Below are 21,758 nucleotides of genomic sequence, written 5' to 3'. Positions count from 1 at the left end.
AAAACATCCCCCTAGCCCCCTTGCGCCACCGCAATAGCTTTAGCGCACGCGGTCAAAGGGGGAGTCCAGTTATCTACTGGCTGTATTTTTTTTTCCATACTTATACTCGATTTTTCAAGTTTTTTCTGAAATAGTAGTGCCTCAACAAGAGGAACACAATTTATTATTTTAATTTCGACATTCGACATTTGTTATATTCCTAGCACATCTTTCATTGTAAATATTCCTTTTTTGTCTATTAAAAATTCTGCTGCCAATATCGCTCCTTTGGCAAATCCATCTCTGGTATGCGCTTCGTGTTTGATGCTAATGGTATCAATAGACGATGTATAGGATATGCTATGTGTTCCTTTTACATCTTCTTTTCGAATGGCTTTTATAGTCATTGCATCTGCTGCAGTTTCATCTAAAATCCATTTGTCTTTTTGTGAAAAGGGTAACAAGCCCTCCGCTAATGATATAGCTGTGCCACTAGGCGCATCTAATTTTTGAGTATGGTGAATTTCTTCCATACTAACCTCATAGTCACTCCACCGTTTCATTAATTTTGCGAGCTGTTCATTTAAGTTAAAAAACAAATTCACGCCAACGCTGAAGTTTGACGCATAGATGAAACTTCCGTTACATTTTTCACACACTTTTTCTAAGGCCTCTTTTTCAGACAACCATCCTGTTGTTCCTGAGACTACTGGTATGCCTGCTTCAAAACATTTTGTGATATTAGAAACGGCCATCTCGGGTATCGAAAATTCTATCGCTACTTCTGCCGCACTAAAATTTCCGCTTTGCGAAGAAGAACTACTTGTATACACTATTTCATGCCCTTTTTGTAGCGCCAATCTTTCAATGGTTTTTCCCATTTTACCATATCCTAATAATGCTATTTTCATTTTATGGTGTATTTAAACGAGAGCCCGTAGCTTGGCTGTGTAAAATTGGTAGTGTTTAAATTTGGAGTAATGGAAAGATCTTCACTTACATCATATTGCCGTAAATGTGCATCAACATTGGCATCTACAATGTTTAATAAATAGAATGCGAGCGATACAATAATGCTTACATCTTTGTTTCGTTGTGCACTTCGTTGCGCATCAATTAATCTGTCGTTAGAAATGGCAGGCGTGGTTCCTGTGCCAAAAAATTCATCGTCTGTAAAGCCTGCAAGTCTACGTTTGTAGGCATCTCTAAAACGATCGTAATCGTTGTCGTTTTGAATATAGAAATAAACACCTGCAGCCATCCCAGCATAAATCACTGGTATTTTCCAGTATTTTTTATTGTAAGCCTGACCTAAACCAGGCAATGCAGCCGAAAAAAAAGCTGCTCTAGAAGGCGCTAAAGGGTCGTAAGCTTCTTTTTGAGTAAGGGTATCTTTGATGACTACTTTCACCTCTTTAGCAACAGAAAGGCTGTCGTTGTCTTGTGCAAACAAAGGTATGGTTGCAAAAAACAAGATGATATACAGTAGTTTATGCTTCACGAGTGAGTAGCTTCAAGAGACGATTAAAATCTTCTTTATTTTTAAATGGGAGGATAAATTGCCCTTTTCCAGCGTTGTTTACTTTCACATCTATGCTCGTGTCTAATGCAGCTGCGACTTGTTTTTTAGCTTCGGTAGCATAGTCTGGTAATCCTTTAGCAACAGGCTTCGAAGTGGCAGTTGGCGATTTTATGCTGCGCACCAAAGCTTCGGTATCACGAACTGATAGTTTGTCCCCAAGAATTTTTTCATAAATAGAAAGTTGGGCATCTGTATCATCGATGTTGATAAGTGCTCTACCATGACCCATAGATATAAATCCGTCACGCATTCCTGTTTGAATAATGGGATCTAATTTTAACAAGCGTAAGTAATTCGCAATCGTAGATCTATTTTTCCCTACACGTTCGCTCATTTCTTCTTGAGTCAAATCAATTTCTTCGATGAGACGTTGATACGAAAGTGCGATTTCTATAGGATCTAAATCTTCACGTTGGATGTTCTCCACCAATGCCATCTCTAACGACTCTTGATCGTTGGCAATACGTATGTATGCAGGAATGGTTTTAAGACCGATTAATCCAGAAGCTCTAAAACGGCGTTCACCACTCACCAATTGGTATTGGTTGAATCCAAGTTTACGAACTGTGATGGGCTGTATAACTCCTAACTCTCGAATCGAAGATGCCAACTCACGAAGCGCTTCTTCATTAAAACTCGTTCTAGGTTGAAATGGGTTTACTTCAATAGCAGTTAGTTCTAATTCTACAATGTTACCCACAACCTTGTCGGCATTTTTGTCGTTTGCAGATTGAATATCGTTGGCAGGGTCTTTCAGTAGGGCAGAAAGGCCACGTCCTAATGCTTGTTTTTTTGTTGCTTTAGCCATGTTCTAGTCGCCTAAGCGATTGACTTTAATTGTTTTTTTCTATTAACTCTTCTGCCAAACTTAAGTAATTGTTGGCTCCTTTACTACTGGCATCATAACTAATAATGCTTTCACCATAACTAGGTGCTTCACTTAAACGCACATTACGCTGAATGATTGTCTTAAAGACCATGGCATCAAAATGTTTTTTTACCTCTTCTACTACTTGGTTTGAGAGACGCAATCTAGAATCGTACATGGTAAGTAGCAATCCTTCAATGTCTAGCTCTGGATTGTGAATTTTTTGAACACTTTTTACTGTGTTTAAAAGTTTCCCTAAACCTTCCAATGCAAAGTATTCACACTGAATAGGAATAATAACAGAATCTGCAGCTGTTAAGGCATTAAGTGTTAGCAAGCCTAAAGATGGAGCACAGTCAATTAAGATGTAATCATACTCATTTTTTAGATCGGTGATCATTTGTTTGAGCATGTATTCTCTATTCTCTTTGTCTACCAATTCAATTTCTATGGCTACAAGATCAATATGCGCTGGAATTAAATCAAGGTTAGGGGAAGTGGTTTGTACAATGGCATTCTTTGCCGTTGTAGAGTGTTCTAGCAATTGATAGGTCCCATTGGTGACAGCTTCTACGTCAATACCTAACCCAGATGTGGCATTGGCTTGCGGATCTGCATCAATTAATAACACCTTCTTTTCTAAAACTCCTAGGGATGCAGCAAGGTTCACCGATGTGGTTGTTTTTCCTACGCCTCCTTTTTGGTTTGCAATTGCAATAATCTTACCCATTAAGTTGTCTTGATTTAAGGGTTAAAAATACCACTTAATAACCGAATTCTAAATCATTTTTGTTAACAGATAGTGAACATGTTTTTTAGCCTTAGAGGTCAGTATGTTAGTATCGTTTTGTAGATCGATAATTAATAGATGGTATTCGTTTTTAAAGTTGAATGCTATAGGCTACACAAGGATTAAGGTGCGGGTGTTCTATAAGTTTTGGATGTTCAAAAGTACCATGCGCCTGCATCCCAATCTTTTTCATAACATGAATTGAATTTGTATTCCCAATAGAAGCGACAGAAATTACTTTTTCTAATCCAAACAATTGTTTAGCGTTTTTGAGACATGCTTTTGCACCTTCTGTTGCATATCCTTTGCCCCAGGCACTTTTTTTGAGACGCCATCCAATATCTGCATTGGGAGTATAATTACTTTGCCAATCTTGCCATGCCATACCAATAAAACCTATAAATTCTTGGGTTTCTAAAATTTCAGCAGCAAAGTAGGTATAGCTATGTAGTTTAAAATGATTTTTAAAACGAGTTATTTGCGCTGCAGTTTCTTCTAAAGAAGCAGTTTTTGGGAAAAACTCCATTACTTCTGGATCTGCGCACATAGCAGCATAGGGTATTATATCTTGATCCTGCCAATTGCGAAGTCCGAGACGCTGTGTTTTTAAAACATAGTTAGTATCCACCTTCTTAAATTAAAAAATTTCGTACCCAACTTTTAAGTAAAAGATGTTTTTTTGAAGCACCTTTCTTGAAAATTCAATATCTGAACTAAAATTTACTCCTAGCGCTACGCTGGCCAATTTTTCTTGAATACTGAAATATGCTCCACTTTCCAGAATAAATCCTAAGAAAAATTGTGGCGCGCCATCTTCATATCGAATGGGAACACCATTTCCTTCTGGATCAAATACCTGAAAAGAACTACCGTCTTCTCTAACAAATCGATAGGCATCTTCTGTTTTGTTTAACAAGGTTTGTGCTCCAAATCCACCACCCAAATAGGCGTCAATTTTTGCATCGGTACTAAAACGATACCCAACAAAAGCATTTAAATTTAATAAAGAGGAATTTAAATCACTGGTCACGTTTTGATTTTGATAGTTAAAAACTCTATCAGATTTTGCAGATTCTTGGGTATATTCTAAACCAAATCTATAAAGCAAATTTGAATATTCATAGTCAGGAAAAATAGTATAATGTATTCCTAGAGAGTACCCCAGATTCTGGTCTGAGGATTGTGGGAAATAATCTGTTTCCGCTACTTTAGAAAGATTTGCACCAGCAACAACACTAAATAGGGTTCTTTGATCGGTGTCTTTGTCATTTTGAGAAAATACTTGTAATGAGATACATGCGAATACTACCAGTATGGTATACTTCATAAATTGTGGTTTATTTTGGGTTAAGTTACTCTTCGATAGAGTCTATTAAAATTTCAAGCATCTCTATAGCGGCGTCACTAATACGGGTACCAGGACCATATACAGCTACTGCTCCGGTGTCAAATAAAAATTGATAATCTTGTGCAGGTATCACACCTCCTACAATGACCATAATATCTTCACGCCCTAGTTTTTTCATTTCTGAAATTACCTGTGGCACTAATGTTTTATGTCCCGCTGCTAGGGAGGATACGCCTAAGATGTGTACGTCGTTCTCTATGGCTTGCTGTGCAGCTTCTTTTGGTGTTTGAAATAAGGGGCCAATATCTACATCGAAGCCAACATCGGCATAGCCTGTAGCTACTACTTTAGCGCCGCGATCATGACCATCTTGCCCCATCTTGGCAATCATAATTCTGGGCCTACGACCTTCTAACTCTGCAAATTGATCTGCGAGTTCTCTAGCTTTTGCAAACGACGGATCTTTCTTTATTTCTTTACTATACACGCCACTAAATGATTTAATTTGAGCCTTGTATCTGCCAAATGATGCTTCTAAGGCATCACTAATTTCACCTAAAGTAGCTCTTTCTTTAGCTGCAGCTACTGCCAAAGCTAGTAAATTTTCTTCACCCGTTGCTGCTGCATTTGTTAAGGCTTTTAAGCAAGATGCTACTGCCGCGTTGTCTCTACTACTTTTAATTTGAGCCAAACGTTCTAGTTGCGCATTTCGAACCATCTCGTTATCTACATCAAGAATTTGCAGCGGATCTTCCTTTTCAAGTCGGTATTTGTTGACACCCACTATAATATCTTGTCCGCTGTCAATACGTGCTTGTTTTCTTGCTGCGGCTTCTTCAATTCGTAATTTTGGAATTCCAGCTTCAATGGCTTTGGTCATCCCTCCAAGTTCTTCAACTTCTTCGATAAGCGACCAAGCTTTGTTAGCAATATCATTTGTAAGGCTTTCTACGTAATAACTTCCAGCCCACGGATCTACTGTTTTTGTAATGTGTGTTTCTTCTTGAAGATAGATTTGTGTATTTCTAGCAATTCGGGCACTAAAATCTGTTGGCAATGCAATGGCTTCATCTAGGGCATTGGTGTGTAACGACTGCGTACCTCCAAAAGCAGCCGCGGCCGCTTCTATACAAGTTCTAGCTACATTGTTAAACGGATCTTGTTCTGTTAAACTCCAACCACTTGTTTGACAATGCGTTCGTAAAGCCAATGATTTTGGGTTCTTAGGGTTGAATTGTTTCACCAATTTTGCCCATAGCATTCTGGCGGCTCTCATTTTGGCAATCTCCATGAAATGATTCATCCCAATTGCCCAAAAGAAAGAAAGACGCGGCGCAAAGGTGTCGATGTCCATACCTGCTGCCAATCCTTTTCTAATGTATTCTAACCCATCGGCTAAGGTGTATGCTAGCTCGATATCACAGGTTGCACCCGCTTCTTGCATATGATACCCAGAAATAGAAATACTATTAAATTTAGGCATGTGCTGCGATGTATATTGAAAAATATCGCTGATAATTTTCATAGAAGGTGTAGGAGGGTAAATGTAAGTATTACGCACCATGAACTCCTTTAAAATATCGTTTTGGATGGTTCCGGCAAGATCTGCCGGTGCCACGCCTTGTTCTTCGGCAGCGACAATGTAAAATGCCATAATGGGTAATACCGCACCGTTCATTGTCATAGAAACACTCATTTTGTCCAAGGGTATTTGGTCAAACAAAATTTTCATGTCCTCTACACTGTCTATGGCTACACCAGCTTTTCCAACATCACCTACCACACGTTCATGATCGCTGTCATACCCTCTATGGGTTGCTAAATCAAAAGCAACCGAAAGTCCTTTTTGACCCGCTGCAAGGTTTCTACGGTAAAAAGCGTTGCTCTCTTCGGCAGTAGAAAAGCCTGCGTATTGGCGTATCGTCCAAGGCCTTCTAACATACATAGTTGAGTATGGACCTCTTAAATTTGGAGCAATGCCCGCTACAAAGTCTAGATGTTGTAGGTTTGAAATATCCTCTTTCGAATACCGGTTCTTTACATCAATATCTTCGGCAGTACGATAGCTCGTAGCTTTCTTGTTGACTTCTGAAATTTCCTCGTCATTGTGCAAGGATATGTTTGATATATCTTTTCTACTCATGACTCAATCTTTCTTGTTCTATTGCTTCTGCCAATCTTTTTGCTATTATGGGCTGCATGATTGTTTTTCTTGGCTTATGTTTTACAAATGGAAACAATTCTAAAGTATCTTTCATCCTATCATTTTCATTTGGATGTTTATTTGTTCCAAGCAATGTAATGCTACCATCATCAAAAAGGGCTTGTTCTTTGGCTGCACTTTCTTTTATTTTCTTTTGAATAGTTCCTTCTTGCAATTGTTTTATAAATCCGCCACCTGCTTCAATTTGTTTGAATAGGGCTAAGGCTTTTTCGGCTAATTCTTGTGTGATGCTCTCTATATAATAGGTTCCATCTGCAGGATTAGACACCACATCAAAATAGCTTTCTGCTTTTAACACCAGCAATTGGTTTCTAGAAATACGTTCTCCAAATTCATTGCTCTTATGGTACAAGGCGTCATAAGGTAAATTGCATACTGCATTGGCACCTCCTAGTACAGCCGACATCGCTTCGGTAGTGCTTCTAAGCATGTTTATATTGTAATCGTATAGTGTTTTATTTCTGGTTGACGGTTGCGCTATTATATGACACTCTTCTTTATAGCCGTATTCTTTGGCTAAAGAGGCATAGAGCAATCTTAGTGCTCTTTGCTTGGCAATTTCAAAAAAGTAATGCGTACCAACGGCTACTTTAAAAGTTATATTTTCTATGGGTTGCTGATTCAAATATTCATTGGCGTGGGCTAGGGCATAGGCCAATTGCTGCACCATAGTTGCTCCTGCATTTTGATAGTTACTGGTGTCTACTGCTATGGTGTTTGGAGCATCGTTAAAAGTTTGAATCGCTTTTAAATCTTCTTGTTGGTTTTGAAACCAATTTCCTGTTTTTCCAACATGACCAATAGGATCTACATTGAGATAGAACCTTACTTTTTGTTGTTTCAGGTATGTTGAAAGCTTGTAGAAAAAATCTAAGTCTAAAAAGGAAAATTCAAAATAAATATCGGCTTGTTCGAAAGGGAAATCTTTAAACACAATAGTTGTATCAAAGGAAGTTTCCGAAGTAAACAAAATAGCCTCAGCACCTCGTGATAAAGCATCAATGGCAATGTTGTTTGCTATAGAAGCATCATCTATAAATATAGCTTGCGTGATATTCCAATGTGACGGATTTCCTGGGATTATTGGGCTAGGAATAGCATCGTCACTATGATAAAAAGGCTTGATATGAATACCTTCTAGTGTTTTGCTAACGAGTGTTTCGTTATAGTCGGCACCTTTGAGATCTGCCTGTATTTTTTGCTTCCACGCTTTTGCAGAAACAGGATCAAAATCTGTCAACAACTGTTTTTTCATAGGTTGTGTTCTCTAGAATAAAACTATTTTAAACTGTCTTGGTTTTCGATGATATAAATGTCTTCGTTTTCTTTTTTGAGATAGTATTTCTCTCTTGCAAAACGCTCCATTTCTGTGCTGTCTTTCATTTTTTCAATAAAAGCACGATCTTTTTCTATCTCTCCTTTGTAAAATTCTTTGTTTTCTTCCAGCGCATCTATATCATCACTAAGTTCTTTGTGAAAGAAATAGTTGTTGGCATCAAAAAAAAACATCCACGCCAAAAAGAGCACGATAATAAATACATATTTATTACCCAGCCACTTAAACCATTTGCGTTGTTTTATTTCTGAAATTTTAGACATATGTTATAATCGTTCGGCGATAATGGTTCTAATTAAATCTACGGCAACCGTGTTGTATTTGTTGGTAGGTATAATGATATCTGCAAATTCTTTGGTGGGTTCTATAAATTGTTGATGCATCGGTTTTAAGGTGGTTTGATATCGAGATAATACCTCGTCTATATCTCTTCCACGCTCTGCAATATCACGTTTTAACCTGCGTATTAAGCGCTCATCACTATCCGCATGTACAAAGACTTTCACATCAAACATGTCTCTAATTTCGGGTTGTGTAAGAATTAAAATACCCTCTACAATCACTACTTTTTTTGGATGTGTTGTAATGGTTTCGCCAGTTCGGTTATGTTCAACAAAAGAATATACAGGTTGTTCAAACGCATCTCCATTTCTTAATGCAGTTAAGTGTTCTAATAACAATTCAAAATCGATAGAATTTGGATGGTCAAAGTTAATTGCTACACGTTCATCATAACGTAAGTGACTGGTGTCTTTATAATAAGAATCTTGTGAAATCACACATACTTCATCTGCGGGAAGTTGGGCAATGATTTGTGCTACTACCGTTGTTTTTCCGCACCCCGTTCCGCCTGCAATACCAATTATAAGCATAGATTATTTCTTTTTACAAAAGTACATTTTTTGTGAAGCTATTAGTGGCTCTACTGTATTACTTTTTAACACTTGCTACTTCTTCTTCGGTAATCATTTCTTTTTGGGTGTTTCCCCAAGAATTCATGGTGTAGTTCATCACATCTGCTATTTCTTCATTACTCAAACCTAGCGGTGTCATTACGTTATTATACACTTCGCCATTTACAGTGATTTCTCCTTTTAGGCCATATTTTACAGAATGAATACTTTCGGTTCTTTTTTCTGTAAGCCAATTGGAGCCTGCAAGAGGAGGGAAGTTTTTTGCCACTCCTTTTCCGTTGGCTCTGTGGCATTGTAGACAAAAATTTTCGTAGACCTCCGCGCCTCGTTCTATACTTAACGCTAAGGGTGTTTGAGTGAGCTCTTTTTTGGCGCCAATGGGTTCTGTGACATCCTTTTTTCTCTCTTTATTGTTGCAGGCAAGTACTAGCATAGCCAATGCTATGGTATATATTGTTTTTATCATGTTATTCGGGTATGATTTTATAAATTCCATCGCCTTCAACGGCAATATAGATATAGCCATCGGGTCCTTGTTTTATATTACGAACGCGACCAATATCTTCGGCAATTTTTTCTCTTTTCACGAGTTTGTTATTCTGAAATTTTAGAAGTTCAACATAGTTAAATTTTAACGAACCTACAAGCAGTTGTCCTTTCCAATCTGGGTATGTATCGCCTTTTATAAAGTCCATTCCGCAGGGAGCTATGGAGGGAGTCCAATAATGGATGGGTTGTTCCATGCCTTCTTTTTCGGTAATTTCTGTAAATTTTGAACCGCTGTAATTAACACCATAGCTTATCACTGGCCAACCATAATTCATTCCTTTTTTTACAATGTTAATTTCATCACCGCCTTTGGGGCCGTGTTCATGTATCCAGACTTCGCCAGTAGTGGGATGGATAGCCATACCTTGAGGGTTCCTATTTCCGAAGGTAAAAATAGCTTCTTTCGCATTTGAAATGCCAACAAAAGGATTGTCTTCAGGAATGCTACCGTTATCGTTTAGTCTGTAAATTTTACCACCATCTCGAGTAATATCTTGTGGATTTTCATCACGATTGCCGCGATCTCCTACAGAGAAATAGATATGGTTTTGCGCATCAAAAGCAATTCTAGATCCAAAATGTTGCCCTTTGGTTGTGTTTGGACCTGCTTTGTAGAGAGGTTCTATGTTGGTAAGTTCTAATGCATCATTAAGTTTACAACGAATGAGTTTGGTATTGCCACCTTTGCCTTCTCCTTCGGTACTTGAGTAGGTGATATAGATCCAACCATTTTTTGAATAATTAGGATGTAATGTAATATCTAGCAATCCACCTTGCCCTCTATTATAGACCTCGGGCACATTTTTAATTTCGGTTTTTGTGTTATTGTAAATGTGTAGCAGGGTTCCACTTTTTTCAGTAATGAGAATTGCCCCATTTGGAAGCCATGTCATACCCCAGGGATTACTCAAATTATCAACCACGCGCACTGTTTTGTAATTTCTAGTGGTTTCGGTGTTGATGGCTATGGTTTCTTTGGGTTGTTCATTCTTGCAGGATGCATTGAGAAGAAAGAGGAATGAGATAATAAAAAGACGCATCATTTTTTCTTTTAAAGATACAAAACCAAGCATAAAATAAAAAAGCCTCAATGCTAGGCATCAAGGCTATATACATAAGTAAAGTCTACCCACGTATATCGCGGGGGATATTAGGGTCTCTGACCTACTATAAAGCTATATAGTTTTTTGTAATATAAAGCCAAGTGAGACTTTTTGAAACATAGGTTTTCGCTCAGGAACATGATATTTTCGATAGAATGCAATGTTATTCCATAAAAAAAGTCAATCTCAAAATGAGATTGACTTTTGTCGGGATGACAGGATTTGAACCTGCGACCACATGACCCCCAGCCATGTACGCTAACCGGACTGCGCCACATCCCGATATAGTAATGCATCTTAAAAAGATGCGTTCTTTTTGGAAAAGCGAAAATAATAAAATCTTAGTATTGATAAGATAAAAAAAATTAAAAATAGCGTTGCATAACCTATATAAAGTATTAGTTTTGCAATCCGAAATTATAGGTTTCAGAAAAATAGTTTCGGGGTGTAGCGTAGCCCGGTTATCGCGCCACGTTTGGGACGTGGAGGCCGCAGGTTCGAATCCTGCCACCCCGACAAAAAAGCTTAGTGTACACTAAGCTTTTTTTCTTTTACAGCAATTATACCTTTTGTGCCTTGCTTTTTATGATATGCTTGTAAAATTTTGGTAGTATGAAACGTGCTCTTATAACGTTTGATATGATTTGAAAAATCTTCGAAAGTACAGACGGTTTCTGAGCTATCTATAAATCCAAAACCTTGGTAGCTTCCATTTTCAACTAGGACAATGGTGTTTTCCTCTTGGGTTCTTCCTTTTCCCTTAATAATATAGCTTTCTCGTTCATTTTCAAATGCTTTGATGGCTTTTGTTACTCTGGCATTATAGTCTTCAATAGATTCGTTGTCACTGCAAATGCCTTTGCAATATTGAATTTTATAATGAGAGCAGGTAATTACATTTGTTTGTAAGGAGCAAAATTTTGGACAGAGTTCAAACTCTGCACATAATTGAGTTAGTTTATCAATGGCAAGGGCATTGCTGTAAAGCGTTGCTATTGTATTTGTAGTTGCTTTGGTTTTTCCAATGGCAAGTTGAATGATTCCTTTTCTATTGGTGTATTGAATAATTTGATAGGATGTAGTAGGTCTTTTTTGCGCCTTATTAAACTTGGGGTAGTGTGCTTGAATGTAATGCGATTCTAACAAGAGTGCTGTTAGTTCGTTACCAGTTTCTTCAAAATCGATGTGATAGGTTTCTTGTGCGAGTGCAATTTCTTTGGAAACTTTAGAATACAGATGCGATAGCACTCTCGATTTTATGTTTTTAGCTTTTCCAGCATAAATTACTTTTTGCGCTTGATTTTTAAATAAATAAATACCTGGAGTTTCTGGTAACCCAAACACATGACTAGCCGGTAAGTGAGGTGGCAGTGTTCCTTCTTTTGAAGCTCCATGTAAGGACTTTAATATAGTTTCATACCCAGAAACGGCATCTTTTTTTAATAACATTTTAAAAAGGCTAGCCGTAGCAACGGTATCAGCTTCGGCTCTGTGCGCTCCTTTGAGTTCTATACCTACAGCTCTTGTTAATCTACCAAGACTATAGGAGGGAAGACCGGGTAACAATTTTCTAGAAAGCCTCACGGTGCACAACTTTTTTCTTGAATACGAAATACCAAGGGCAGCAAACTCTTTTTTAAAGAAACCAAAATCGAAGTTTACATTGTGGGCTACAAAAATGCAGTCTTTAGTAAACATATCGATTTCTTGTGCTATATCAGCAAAGGTTGGAGCTGTAGCTACAAGTTCATTATCAATACCTGTTAATGCAGTAATTTGCTGTGGAATAAAGCATTGCGGGTTAACAAGAGAAGTGTATTTCCCAATGGTTTCTCCATTTTTGATGAGTATGATGCATACTTCAGTCATACGCCCATTAGAAACCCCTCCGGTAGTTTCAACATCAATGATGGCAAATGTTTTGTTTTCTATAGCGATATCCATACTGGTAAAAATACATAAATATTTTTCGTTTTGGAATATTTCCGAAGAAAAGGAATTTGTCCTGACACTTAAAAAAAATGTTGATAACATTATGTATTTATCTATCGATAAAACGTAGATAAAATCAGTTTAAATGTTATATTTGGGCTTTTTGTAATTAATTGTAATAACAAACGTATGATTTTCCCTAATACTACTCTTAAAAAAAGAATCGCGCTTTTAACTTTTTTAGCGTCTACTTCTATTGGTTTTTCCCAACAGAAGAATATGAGTTCTTCATCTGAAAATTTTGTAATCACTGCATCTCATGTGAGTTCTATTAGTGGTATAAAGCACACCTATACAAGACAGGTATTCAATGGCTTGGAGGTACTAGGAACAGAGTCTAGTACACATACTACAGCGACTGGAGAGCTTCTAACAGCGCATGATAATTTTGTGCCAAATATTGCTTCGTATGCAATGTCGCAAAGTCATACTATTTCTGATGCTCAGGCAATTTCGGAAGTAGCGCAGCAAATGCAATACGGTAGTGTATCGAATCTTTCTGAAGTTTCTAATGATACCAAATCAAATACTAGAACCTTTGCATCTCCTTCTGTTTCAAAAAGAGATATTGCAATTAAAAAAGCATATTACTTTAGTAAAGATACAAGGCTGATTCCTATTTGGGAGTTTGCAATATGGGAACATTCAGGAGATCATATTTATAATTTCTTTGTAAACGCATCTACGGGTGCAATTGTCAAGAAAATAGATTGGATGACTTCATGCAGTTTTGAAGGCAATCATGAGGAACACGCTCATGATACAGCGCATACCGACACAGCTGATAATACGGCAGCTAATTTTTATGGTCCTTTAGAGGAGACAATGATGGATGGAACGTATAACGTTTTTCCTATGCCAATAGAATCTCCAATACATGGTAATAGAGCAATTGTAACTAACCCTGCAAATGCAACAGCATCTCCTTTTGGATGGCATGATACCAACGGTGTTGCTGGAGCTGAATTTACCACAACTAGAGGAAATAATGTAAGTGCTTATGATGATAGTAACAATACCAATAGTGCTTCTAACAACGCTGCCTATGCAGATGGAGGAACTGCTTTAAATTTTGATTTCCCTTTTAACCCAGTCTATAGTGCAACAGACCAGTCTGAGGATGCTGCGGTGACAAACTTATTTTATTGGACCAATATTTTACATGATGTTTTATATGTATACGGTTTTGATGAGGCTTCTGGTAATTTTCAGGTAAACAATTATGGCAATGGCGGTTCTGGCGGAGATGAGGTTTTTTCTGAAGCACAGGATGGTTCTGGAACTTGTAACGCCAACTTTGGAACTCCTCCAGATGGTTTTAACCCTACCATGCAAATGTTTACTTGTGGCAATAGGGATGGTGATTATGATAATGGTGTGATAGCACATGAATTTGGACATGGTATTTCTAACAGACTCACTGGAGGTGGCGGAAACACCAACTGTTTGTTTAATGGTGAGCAAATGGGCGAAGGCTGGGGAGATATTTATGGATTCTTGTTTACAATGACTGCTGAAAATTTAAATACTCCAAGAGGTATTGGTAATTATTTAGTAGGAAATGGCGCAAATGGACCTGGAATTAGAGCTTTTCCTTATTCTCACGACATGGCTGTAAACCCACAAACATATGGTGATGTTCCAGCTACTGCTTCCACAGGAAGTCCACATGCATTAGGGTCTATTTGGGCTACTATGATTTACGATTTGACAATAGATCTTGTTGATGCCTATGGTTTTGATCCAGATTTTTATACGGGTACAGGTGGAAATAACATTGCATTTGCATTAGTTACTGAAGGAATGAAGTTACAGCCTTGTAGTCCAGGTTTTGTAGATGGCCGTGATGCTATACTTGCAGCAGATCAAGCTATGTATGGTGGCGCAAATTTTTGTTTAATATGGGAATCTTTTGCAAGAAGAGGATTAGGATTTAGTGCTTCTCAAGGTAGTACAACAAGTGCAACAGATGGTGTTGAAGCATTTGATATGCCCCCAGGAACAGGTTCTTTTACTGCAAGTATTGCAGAGTCTTGTATTTCAGAAGGAGTGCTTACAGGTTTGACAGGCGGATCTCCAGCAGGAGGAACATATTCTGGCCCTGGAGTTACTGATAACGGTGGATCATTTGATTTTGATCCAGCAGCAGCAGGAACAGGAGTTGCATCCATTACCTATACTGTGAGTGATATTTGTGGAGGAGACAGCATGTATACCCAAGAAGTTGAAGTAAAAACGGGAATGCCAGTATTATTTTGTCAAGATGTTACTGTAACGCTAGATGGTACAGGAAATGCAAGCATCCAAAATATGGATTTGATTGAAAATGTTCTTGTAGATTCTACAACTTATACATTAGACCAAAGTGGTACATTTGCTCCAGAGATTCTCACAGGAGCTACTGCTATTACATTGGTCGAAGATGGTCCGTCAACATCACTTCCAATTGGATTTGATTTTGATTTTTATGGAAATACGTTTTCTAATTTTAGATTACAATCAAATGGCTTTTTATCATTTGATAATAGTGGAACTACTGGGTCAGCTTCTTGGACACCAGTTGCACTTCCAGCATCAGGAGCACCAAATAATCAAATCTCTTTTTTATGGAATGATTACAGCCCGCAATTAGCTGGAACTGTAAATTATGAAACCGTAGGCACTGCTCCTAATAGGAAGTTGGTGGTAAATATGATAGATGTTCCTTTGTATAATTTTGGAGATGCAGGAAACCCTTCAGCAAACCGTGCTACAGTTCAAGTTCAGTTATTTGAAAATTCGAATAAAATAGAAATACATACCACAGAAATGACAGGTACAACAGGTTCTACACAGGGGATTGAAAACGCTACAGGTACTGCTGCAGTGACTGTGCCAGGTAGAAACGGTGTTAATTTTAATATTACCAATGATTATGTTGCCTTTATACCAGAAAGAACAAATAATTTAAGTGAAAATTGTGGAAATACGGTTACTGCTTCCTTTAGTAAATCAAACTTTACCTGCAGGGATATAGGAGAAAATGAAGTGACCATTACACTAGATGATGGAAATGGTGGCGTATCTTCTTGTAGCGCTATAGTTAACGTAGTAGGAGAGACTACAACATACAATGGTTCTTGGTCGAATGGGATACCAGATATGGGTAAAAAAGCAATATTTACATCAAATTATAATACTTCGACTGCAAATATAGATGCTTGTTCTTGTGAGGTTAGTAGTACGAGCATAGTGACTGTTGGAGCTGGTGAGTTTATGAATATCGACGGAAATATTACAGTAGATGGCACTTTAATCGTTGAACATCAAGGTAGCGTTGTGCAAGTAGCTGAAGATGCTATTACAACAAATAATGGAACTATTCAGGTTCATGTAACAACACCAACATTGAAGCCAAGAGACTTTATGGTGCTAGGAAACCCAATGACGACAGACACACCTGAGGGTCTTGATAACCCAATTTTTAGAACATTAGCACATACTACCACTAGTTTCCGACCACACCCAGATGTGCAGTTAGAATTTCCAGGTGGAAGTAACTTTGTAGATGAAGACAACAATGATTTTGCAAATTTCTCAGGAACTTTTACGCCTGGAGAGGGATATTTAGTTTGGCCACAAGCTTCATTACTAGATGGAAATCAGACCTATAACATTCGTTATGAAGATGGAACTTTAAATAGTGGTGTTGTAACATATGCCCTTAATTATAATACAACAGGAACAGGAACAGGAACTGCTTCAGAAAACAAAAATGCAAGCCCGAGTTTTATTTCTAATCCGTATGCATCGGCTATCTCTGCCAATGCGTTTATAAACGATGCTGCAAATGGAGCTATTGACGAGTTATATTTCTGGGAGCATAATACATTGCCAAATAGTACATTCCCAGGTGCTAATAGTGCTAACTTTACCATGGCAGATATCTCAATTTTTAATAGCTTAGGCTTTAATCCTGCATCAACCGGAAGTGCTACAGCTGCAGGACCTGGTGACTTTTCAATTTCGACGGGTCAAGGTTTTGGTGTAAAGTCTAATGGTAGTGCATTTACTGCGACCTTCAATAACGCAATGCGTATAACAGGTAACAACAATACATTACGTAGTCCAGAAACTATAGATCGTATTTGGTTAGCAATTGCTAGTAACGACTATGAATTACAGAGTACTACATTGGTTGGTTTTACAGCAGATGCTACTCGTGATTTTGATGCAAAATACGATAGTAGAAGAGTAGGAGTACCCGTTTCTATCTATTCTCATTTAATTGATGGAAGTGAAGCTTTGGCCATTCAAGGACGTGAGGTATTTGAAACAGATATTGAAGTATTACTTGGTTTCTCAACGCAAATAGATAAGGCTGATGCGCCTTACACTATTTCTATAGCAAATCTTCAAGGATTACAGTTAGAAGCTGCTACTGTGTATTTAAAAGATAATTATACAGGTGTTGTAACCAATCTTTCAGAGACAGACTACACATTTACAAGTAATAAAGGAACCTTCGATGCAAGATTCACGCTTCTGTTTGAAAATGAAGTTGAGTTGAACACCAATGATGTAGCTTTAGACAATGTGCGTTTGTTCCCTAACCCTGTAAGCACAAGCTTTACTGTTGTATCACCAAATACAGTGTTAGAAAGTATTGTAATTAGCGATGTTTTAGGACGTACAATACTCGTACAAAACAACAGTAGTAATAATGTAATAGTTGATATTTCAACATTTCAAAACGCTACATACATGATCCAAATTAAAACCGCTAATGGTACTTTAGTGAAGCAACTTATTAAAGAATAATACAATTTTATATCTAAAGAGCCCTTCTATACGGAAGGGCTTTTTTTGTGGTGCTTACTGAAATGTAAAAAAGCTACTATTATTTAGGTGTTTAAAATTTCAGAATTACTGAACAATGATACGTTTGTTGCTTGTTATTCCAGATTGAGAAATACCTATAAAATAAAGACCACTTGCAATGTCGCTTATATTGAATGTTTTGTTTTGAGAGTTTTCTAGTGTACCAGTGTAGATTGTTTTTACTTTTTTTCCTAGCGCATCGTACAGAGTAATCTCACCCTGACCAAAATACGAATGTGATAAAGTGAAAACCGTTGAAGCAGGATTAGGAAATACCTTCCATGATAGGATGTCAAGTTCATTTGTGCTTACACCTAAACTTTCAATACCGCTAATATCAATACTGTGCATAGAACGACCAAATGTTCCCGCAAATAAGGTACTCGTTGGTTCGTGAAGTTTTAGATCACGTACAATGGTTATGGGTAGGTTGTTTCCTAGCAATTCCCATGTATCCCCATCGGTGATGCTATACCATACGCCCATGTCTGTGGCCAAAAATAGTATTCTCTCGTTACTATTTATGATAATATCATTTACAGGAATGCTAGGCAAGTTTGCTGAAATGTCTGTCCAAGTTTGTCCGCCATTTTCTGTTTTAAATACATGCGGTGTAAAATCTGAAGCTGTAAATCCAGAAAAAGTAACATAGGCCACTTGATCATCACTTGGTGATATGGCAATGGAAGTAACATATCTATTTGGTAATCCATCGCTAATGTTGGTCCATGTTTCACCAGCATCAAAAGTAACCTGTACAAATCCATCATCACTCCCTGTATAAATTGTATTTAAGTTATTATGCGATGGAGCAATGGCAGTTAGTGTTCCGTAAGAAAAAGAGCCACTTGGGTGTTGCCCACCTGTTAAATCTGGACTAATAGGAGTCCAAAACTCTGAGCGATCTGAAATATAGAGTTTATTGGATCCATAATACACTTTTTGAGAATTGAACGGTGATATAATAACAGGAGAGTTCCAATTTCTTCTATCTTCAGTATCAATTCCTTCTCTTGCGCTTTCAAAGGTTTCGCCACCATCAATAGAGCGCCCTAAGCCACCAAATTGGAATTCTACGTAGATAAAATTATTGTCTACAGGATCTACATTGACATGAAAACCATCGCCTCCCCAAATAGATTCCCAGCTATTTGTTCCTGCGTCTAGTGTCCTTATCGTGTTGTTATCTTGGGTTCCTCCATACAAACGCTCAGGGTTTTGTTGGTCTACTTCTATATTGTAAAACTGAGTTATGGGAAGGTTATTGAATTTTTCCCAGGAAGCTCCATTATTGTTTGATGCATAGAGTCCGCCATCGCTCCCTACCAATATAAAATCGCTATTATTTTTTGAAAATTCCATAGCGTGATAGTCTACATGCATTCCAAAAATTTCTTCCCAACCAATTCCACTTGTTTCAGTTTTAAATAAGCGTTGGCCTAAAACATAGACTTCATTCGGATTTGTTGGGTGTACTCTAATATTTCCGAAGAACCAACCAAACCTAGAGTCTACTTCAAGCAATGGTTCTAAGGTAACCAAGCCCCAGTTGAGGCCGTTATCTACAGATCTATACAGACCATTAAATTCGTTTGTAATTTCGTTGGTAGTGTATCGAGCGTACAGGGTATTTGGATCGGAGTCAGAAATAGCTAATCCAATACGACCTGTTTGTTCGTCTGGCGCGGGAAGTCCATTCGCAGCGCCTAATTGCTGCCAGGTATCTCCGCCATTTGTCGTTCTATGAATGGTAGAGGTAAGTCCGCCATAATCACGTTGCCAAGGCTCTCTGGTACGTTCCCAAAGTGCTGCATGTAAGACCTCTGGATTTTCTGGGTTTATAACAAGGTCAATCGCTGCGGTACTTTCAGTAAGAAACAAAACACGTTCCCAAGAAGCACCACCATCCAGTGTTCTATAGATACCTCTTTCTTGGTTGGTACCATATAGTATTCCTGTAGCAGCTACAAAGACACGATCTGGGTTATTGGGGTCTACAACAATACGTCCAATATGTTGACTCTCTGGCAAACCTATGTGTTGCCAGGTGTCGCCGCCATCATTAGAGCGGTACATGCCATCTCCAAAAAAGGCTCCTGAAGTAGCACTTCCGTTGGCTTCTCCGGTTCCAACATAGATACGTTGAGGATCTGAAGGCGCAATGGCTATATTTCCAATAGAAGGACGCCCTACTACATCAAAAACTGGGTTCCAGGTAGCACCACCATCTTGGGTTCTAAAGACACCACCCACAGAGGTACCTACAAAGAAAGTATCATCATTTGTTGGGTCTAGTGCAATGTCTGTAACACGCCCACCAGTGTTTAACGGACCCACCAATTGCCAATCGCCACCACTTTCATTGCTTCTTGCTTGTTGAATAGCTCTTGTTTGAATTAGCCCTTGCGCAATGGCTTGTGTGTTAATGATATTATCTGGATAGGCTCTTTGTGAGTACATCCATTCTTCGGGGTACTCTTTGTTACCTTCTTTATCATTCGATTTTGTTGTTGGTGTTGTAGTACAGGAAAGTAGTACCATCACCATAGTAAGTACGGATAGATATATTTTTTTCATAGCAAGGTAAAAATACAGCTTATTTACCTGTATTACAAGGCTGTATATGATTGCACCTGTTATAAAGGATACACCATTCTAATATTCGTGCGGTTGTAGGGATTGTCCTTAGGGATTGGCACTTCTTGAAAACCAAATTTACGGTAGATATAAATGGCATTTTCTAAGATCGTATTCGAATAGAGGTAGAGCTCTTCAAAGTGATGGTCTTTGGCAAAATCAATGCAGTGTTGCATAAGTTGTTGCCCAATTTTTTTGCCACGTTGTTGCGTATCTACTGCCATTTTAGTGAGTTCAAATTTCGCATCTCCTCTTTTAAGTAATGCAACAGTACCTAGCACAGTGTTGTTTTCTATGGCGAAGAAAATATGTCCGCCGGGAGTAATGATATATTCTTGAGGCTTACTTAAGACTTCCCTATCGTAAGGTTCTACATAAAAATAAGTTTCTAGCCATTCTATATTGAGTTCATAAAAGGCGTTGGCATAGTCTTGGTGAAAGGATACAATTTTCAATGGAAAAGAAATTTACAATAATGGTTCGCCTACTTCTTGTAGGTATTCATTAATCATATCTTTTGATTTTGCAAGTTCTTCATTTCTAATAAATAATCTTACCTGATTAGGAACCCCAGTAGAAAAACCACCCGTAATACCACTTTGATGATCGTCTCTTACAATAGGGGAGATTCCTATTTCATTGAGTCTTGCTACCAATCCGTTTCCAATCATGGCTGGTCCTGTAAATATACGGACCGTTTCTTGATCTTTATCCATAATATTATGCGTTATAATATTTACTTCTCCAAATTGCTTTGTTAAAATTTTTTCCTTTAGAGAACCCGTAATATAAAACAATTCCAGCGACTCCTTTAAACACAAACAAGAAATATAAGAAATATTCTTGGTTCGGATTTCCAGCAGAAAATAAATGCAAAGGCGTAATAGCTGTTAAGCAAATACTAAGCAAAAGTATGGTGAATACTAAATTTTCAAAAGACTTGTAAGGCCACATCAATGCTTTTCTTAGGGGATGTAAATCATTGCCCCATTTGTGGATGAGGTAATAATAATCGTTGCCCATAGGAGCAAATAACAAAGGGTCGTCTGCATTTTCTAGTTTCATTAACTTAGAAGGCGCTACGATTTTAAATCCTTTTAACGTGGTATCGTGCTCTTGTTCAAGCTGTCTAATTTTTGAAATAGCTTCATCTGGAAAGGGTCCCTTAAAATACTTGGCATCTAAAAAGCGTAGCCTGTAATCAATACACAATTTTTTTATATCTGAAATGTGATATATCTGTGCTGTGTTTAATGCATCGAGCTTAAATACATTTTCACTTGCAGGCACACCATTTTCTAGTGTTTCTTGAATGCTATTTCTCTGTATCTCGTTTTCCTGAAAGATTTTTTGAACCTCTGCCAAAATGCTTTCTGTAGTTGTTCTCTTTTGCTTTACCCTTTGTAAAACCTCTTCAATATTTGTTTTTTGTAACATCTATCAATTTTTACATAAAAATACGACCTAAAGTCCAAAAAAGCAATGCTTTACTATTTTTTAACGTGTAAAATTAATATTCTCTATTTTTTTGCGTTGTGGTACATAGTTTGTTATATGTATCTTTAAAAAAAATACA

General features: G+C 37.7%; 18 protein-coding genes and 2 tRNA genes. 2 read left to right on the top strand and 18 right to left on the bottom strand.

Going from position 1 to position 21,758, the window contains the following annotated elements; all coding sequences use genetic code 11:
- Window positions 1–191 precede the first annotated feature (191 nt).
- The 13 genes from dapB to ACY2RS_RS11400 form a co-directional block, all read right to left on the bottom strand.
- Window positions 192–890 (bottom strand): 4-hydroxy-tetrahydrodipicolinate reductase, encoded by a 699-nt coding sequence (gene dapB / locus ACY2RS_RS11460; RefSeq protein WP_490098793.1) that lies wholly within the window; start codon window positions 888–890, stop codon window positions 192–194.
- Complete coding sequence (locus ACY2RS_RS11455; RefSeq protein ID WP_490098792.1) at window positions 887–1,480, bottom strand: DUF5683 domain-containing protein; 594 nt, start codon at window positions 1,478–1,480, stop codon at window positions 887–889. The genes dapB and ACY2RS_RS11455 overlap by 4 nt, the downstream gene beginning before the upstream one ends.
- Window positions 1,470–2,369: a ParB/RepB/Spo0J family partition protein gene (locus ACY2RS_RS11450; protein ID WP_490098791.1), complete on the bottom strand. Its 900-nt coding sequence runs from the start codon at window positions 2,367–2,369 to the stop codon at window positions 1,470–1,472. Before ACY2RS_RS11450 ends, ACY2RS_RS11455 begins: the two co-directional genes overlap by 11 nt.
- Before the next feature lie 25 nt (window positions 2,370–2,394).
- Window positions 2,395–3,159, bottom strand: coding sequence for a ParA family protein (locus ACY2RS_RS11445; protein ID WP_490098790.1), 765 nt, complete (start codon window positions 3,157–3,159; stop codon window positions 2,395–2,397).
- A 151-nt stretch (window positions 3,160–3,310) separates the two neighbouring features.
- Window positions 3,311–3,847 (bottom strand): GNAT family N-acetyltransferase, encoded by a 537-nt coding sequence (locus tag ACY2RS_RS11440; RefSeq protein WP_490098789.1) that lies wholly within the window; start codon window positions 3,845–3,847, stop codon window positions 3,311–3,313.
- A gap of 9 nt (window positions 3,848–3,856) precedes the next feature.
- On the bottom strand, window positions 3,857–4,546 hold the full coding sequence (locus ACY2RS_RS11435) for an outer membrane beta-barrel protein (RefSeq protein WP_490098788.1): 690 nt from the start codon (window positions 4,544–4,546) through the stop codon (window positions 3,857–3,859).
- A gap of 25 nt (window positions 4,547–4,571) precedes the next feature.
- Window positions 4,572–6,710 (bottom strand): methylmalonyl-CoA mutase, encoded by a 2,139-nt coding sequence (gene scpA, locus ACY2RS_RS11430; protein ID WP_490098787.1) that lies wholly within the window; start codon window positions 6,708–6,710, stop codon window positions 4,572–4,574.
- A complete protein-coding gene (locus ACY2RS_RS11425) occupies window positions 6,703–8,046 on the bottom strand; it encodes a methylmalonyl-CoA mutase subunit beta (RefSeq protein ID WP_490098786.1) in 1,344 nt (447 codons plus the stop codon). The genes scpA and ACY2RS_RS11425 overlap by 8 nt, the downstream gene beginning before the upstream one ends.
- A gap of 23 nt (window positions 8,047–8,069) precedes the next feature.
- Window positions 8,070–8,390 (bottom strand): FtsB family cell division protein, encoded by a 321-nt coding sequence (locus ACY2RS_RS11420; protein WP_490098785.1) that lies wholly within the window; start codon window positions 8,388–8,390, stop codon window positions 8,070–8,072.
- 3 nt (window positions 8,391–8,393) lie between these two features.
- A complete protein-coding gene (gene udk, locus ACY2RS_RS11415) occupies window positions 8,394–8,999 on the bottom strand; it encodes a uridine kinase (RefSeq protein WP_490098784.1) in 606 nt (201 codons plus the stop codon).
- A gap of 58 nt (window positions 9,000–9,057) precedes the next feature.
- The gene (locus tag ACY2RS_RS11410; RefSeq protein WP_490098783.1) at window positions 9,058–9,507 is read right to left on the bottom strand and encodes a c-type cytochrome; all 450 of its coding nucleotides are present in this window, start codon (window positions 9,505–9,507) and stop codon (window positions 9,058–9,060) included.
- A gap of 1 nt (window position 9,508) precedes the next feature.
- Window positions 9,509–10,633 carry a PQQ-dependent sugar dehydrogenase gene (locus ACY2RS_RS11405; protein ID WP_490098782.1) on the bottom strand — a complete coding sequence of 375 codons (1,125 nt, stop codon included), beginning with the start codon at window positions 10,631–10,633 and terminating at the stop codon, window positions 9,509–9,511.
- Between the two features lie 267 nt (window positions 10,634–10,900).
- Window positions 10,901–10,975: transfer RNA gene (locus tag ACY2RS_RS11400), tRNA-Pro, on the bottom strand.
- Between the two features lie 159 nt (window positions 10,976–11,134).
- On the opposite strand from ACY2RS_RS11400, the gene ACY2RS_RS11395 reads away from it, so the two are divergent.
- Window positions 11,135–11,209: transfer RNA gene (locus ACY2RS_RS11395), tRNA-Pro, on the top strand.
- 9 nt (window positions 11,210–11,218) lie between these two features.
- On the opposite strand, the gene ACY2RS_RS11390 is transcribed toward ACY2RS_RS11395, so the two are convergent.
- Window positions 11,219–12,637 (bottom strand): exonuclease domain-containing protein, encoded by a 1,419-nt coding sequence (locus tag ACY2RS_RS11390; protein ID WP_490098781.1) that lies wholly within the window; start codon window positions 12,635–12,637, stop codon window positions 11,219–11,221.
- Between the two features lie 267 nt (window positions 12,638–12,904).
- On the opposite strand from ACY2RS_RS11390, the gene ACY2RS_RS11385 reads away from it, so the two are divergent.
- The gene (locus tag ACY2RS_RS11385) at window positions 12,905–17,485 is read left to right on the top strand and encodes a M36 family metallopeptidase (protein ID WP_490098780.1); all 4,581 of its coding nucleotides are present in this window, start codon (window positions 12,905–12,907) and stop codon (window positions 17,483–17,485) included.
- A gap of 105 nt (window positions 17,486–17,590) precedes the next feature.
- Here the strand turns inward: ACY2RS_RS11385 and ACY2RS_RS11380 are convergent, their stop codons facing one another.
- Genes ACY2RS_RS11380 through ACY2RS_RS11365 form a run of 4 tightly spaced genes read right to left on the bottom strand, consistent with a single transcriptional unit; the run spans window position 17,591 to window position 21,619 of the window.
- On the bottom strand, window positions 17,591–20,122 hold the full coding sequence (locus tag ACY2RS_RS11380; protein ID WP_490098779.1) for a T9SS type A sorting domain-containing protein: 2,532 nt from the start codon (window positions 20,120–20,122) through the stop codon (window positions 17,591–17,593).
- 59 nt (window positions 20,123–20,181) lie between these two features.
- On the bottom strand, window positions 20,182–20,637 hold the full coding sequence (locus tag ACY2RS_RS11375; protein ID WP_490098778.1) for a GNAT family N-acetyltransferase: 456 nt from the start codon (window positions 20,635–20,637) through the stop codon (window positions 20,182–20,184).
- A 12-nt stretch (window positions 20,638–20,649) separates the two neighbouring features.
- A complete protein-coding gene (locus ACY2RS_RS11370) occupies window positions 20,650–20,898 on the bottom strand; it encodes a hypothetical protein (RefSeq protein WP_490098777.1) in 249 nt (82 codons plus the stop codon).
- Between the two features lie 4 nt (window positions 20,899–20,902).
- Window positions 20,903–21,619, bottom strand: coding sequence for a hypothetical protein (locus tag ACY2RS_RS11365; protein ID WP_490098776.1), 717 nt, complete (start codon window positions 21,617–21,619; stop codon window positions 20,903–20,905).
- Window positions 21,620–21,758 lie beyond the last annotated feature (139 nt).

This window comes from Patiriisocius sp. 208BN25-11 (assembly GCF_058147145.1).
Note: the sequence above shows the minus strand (reverse complement) of the source record. Positions and strands in the feature narration are given on the sequence as shown.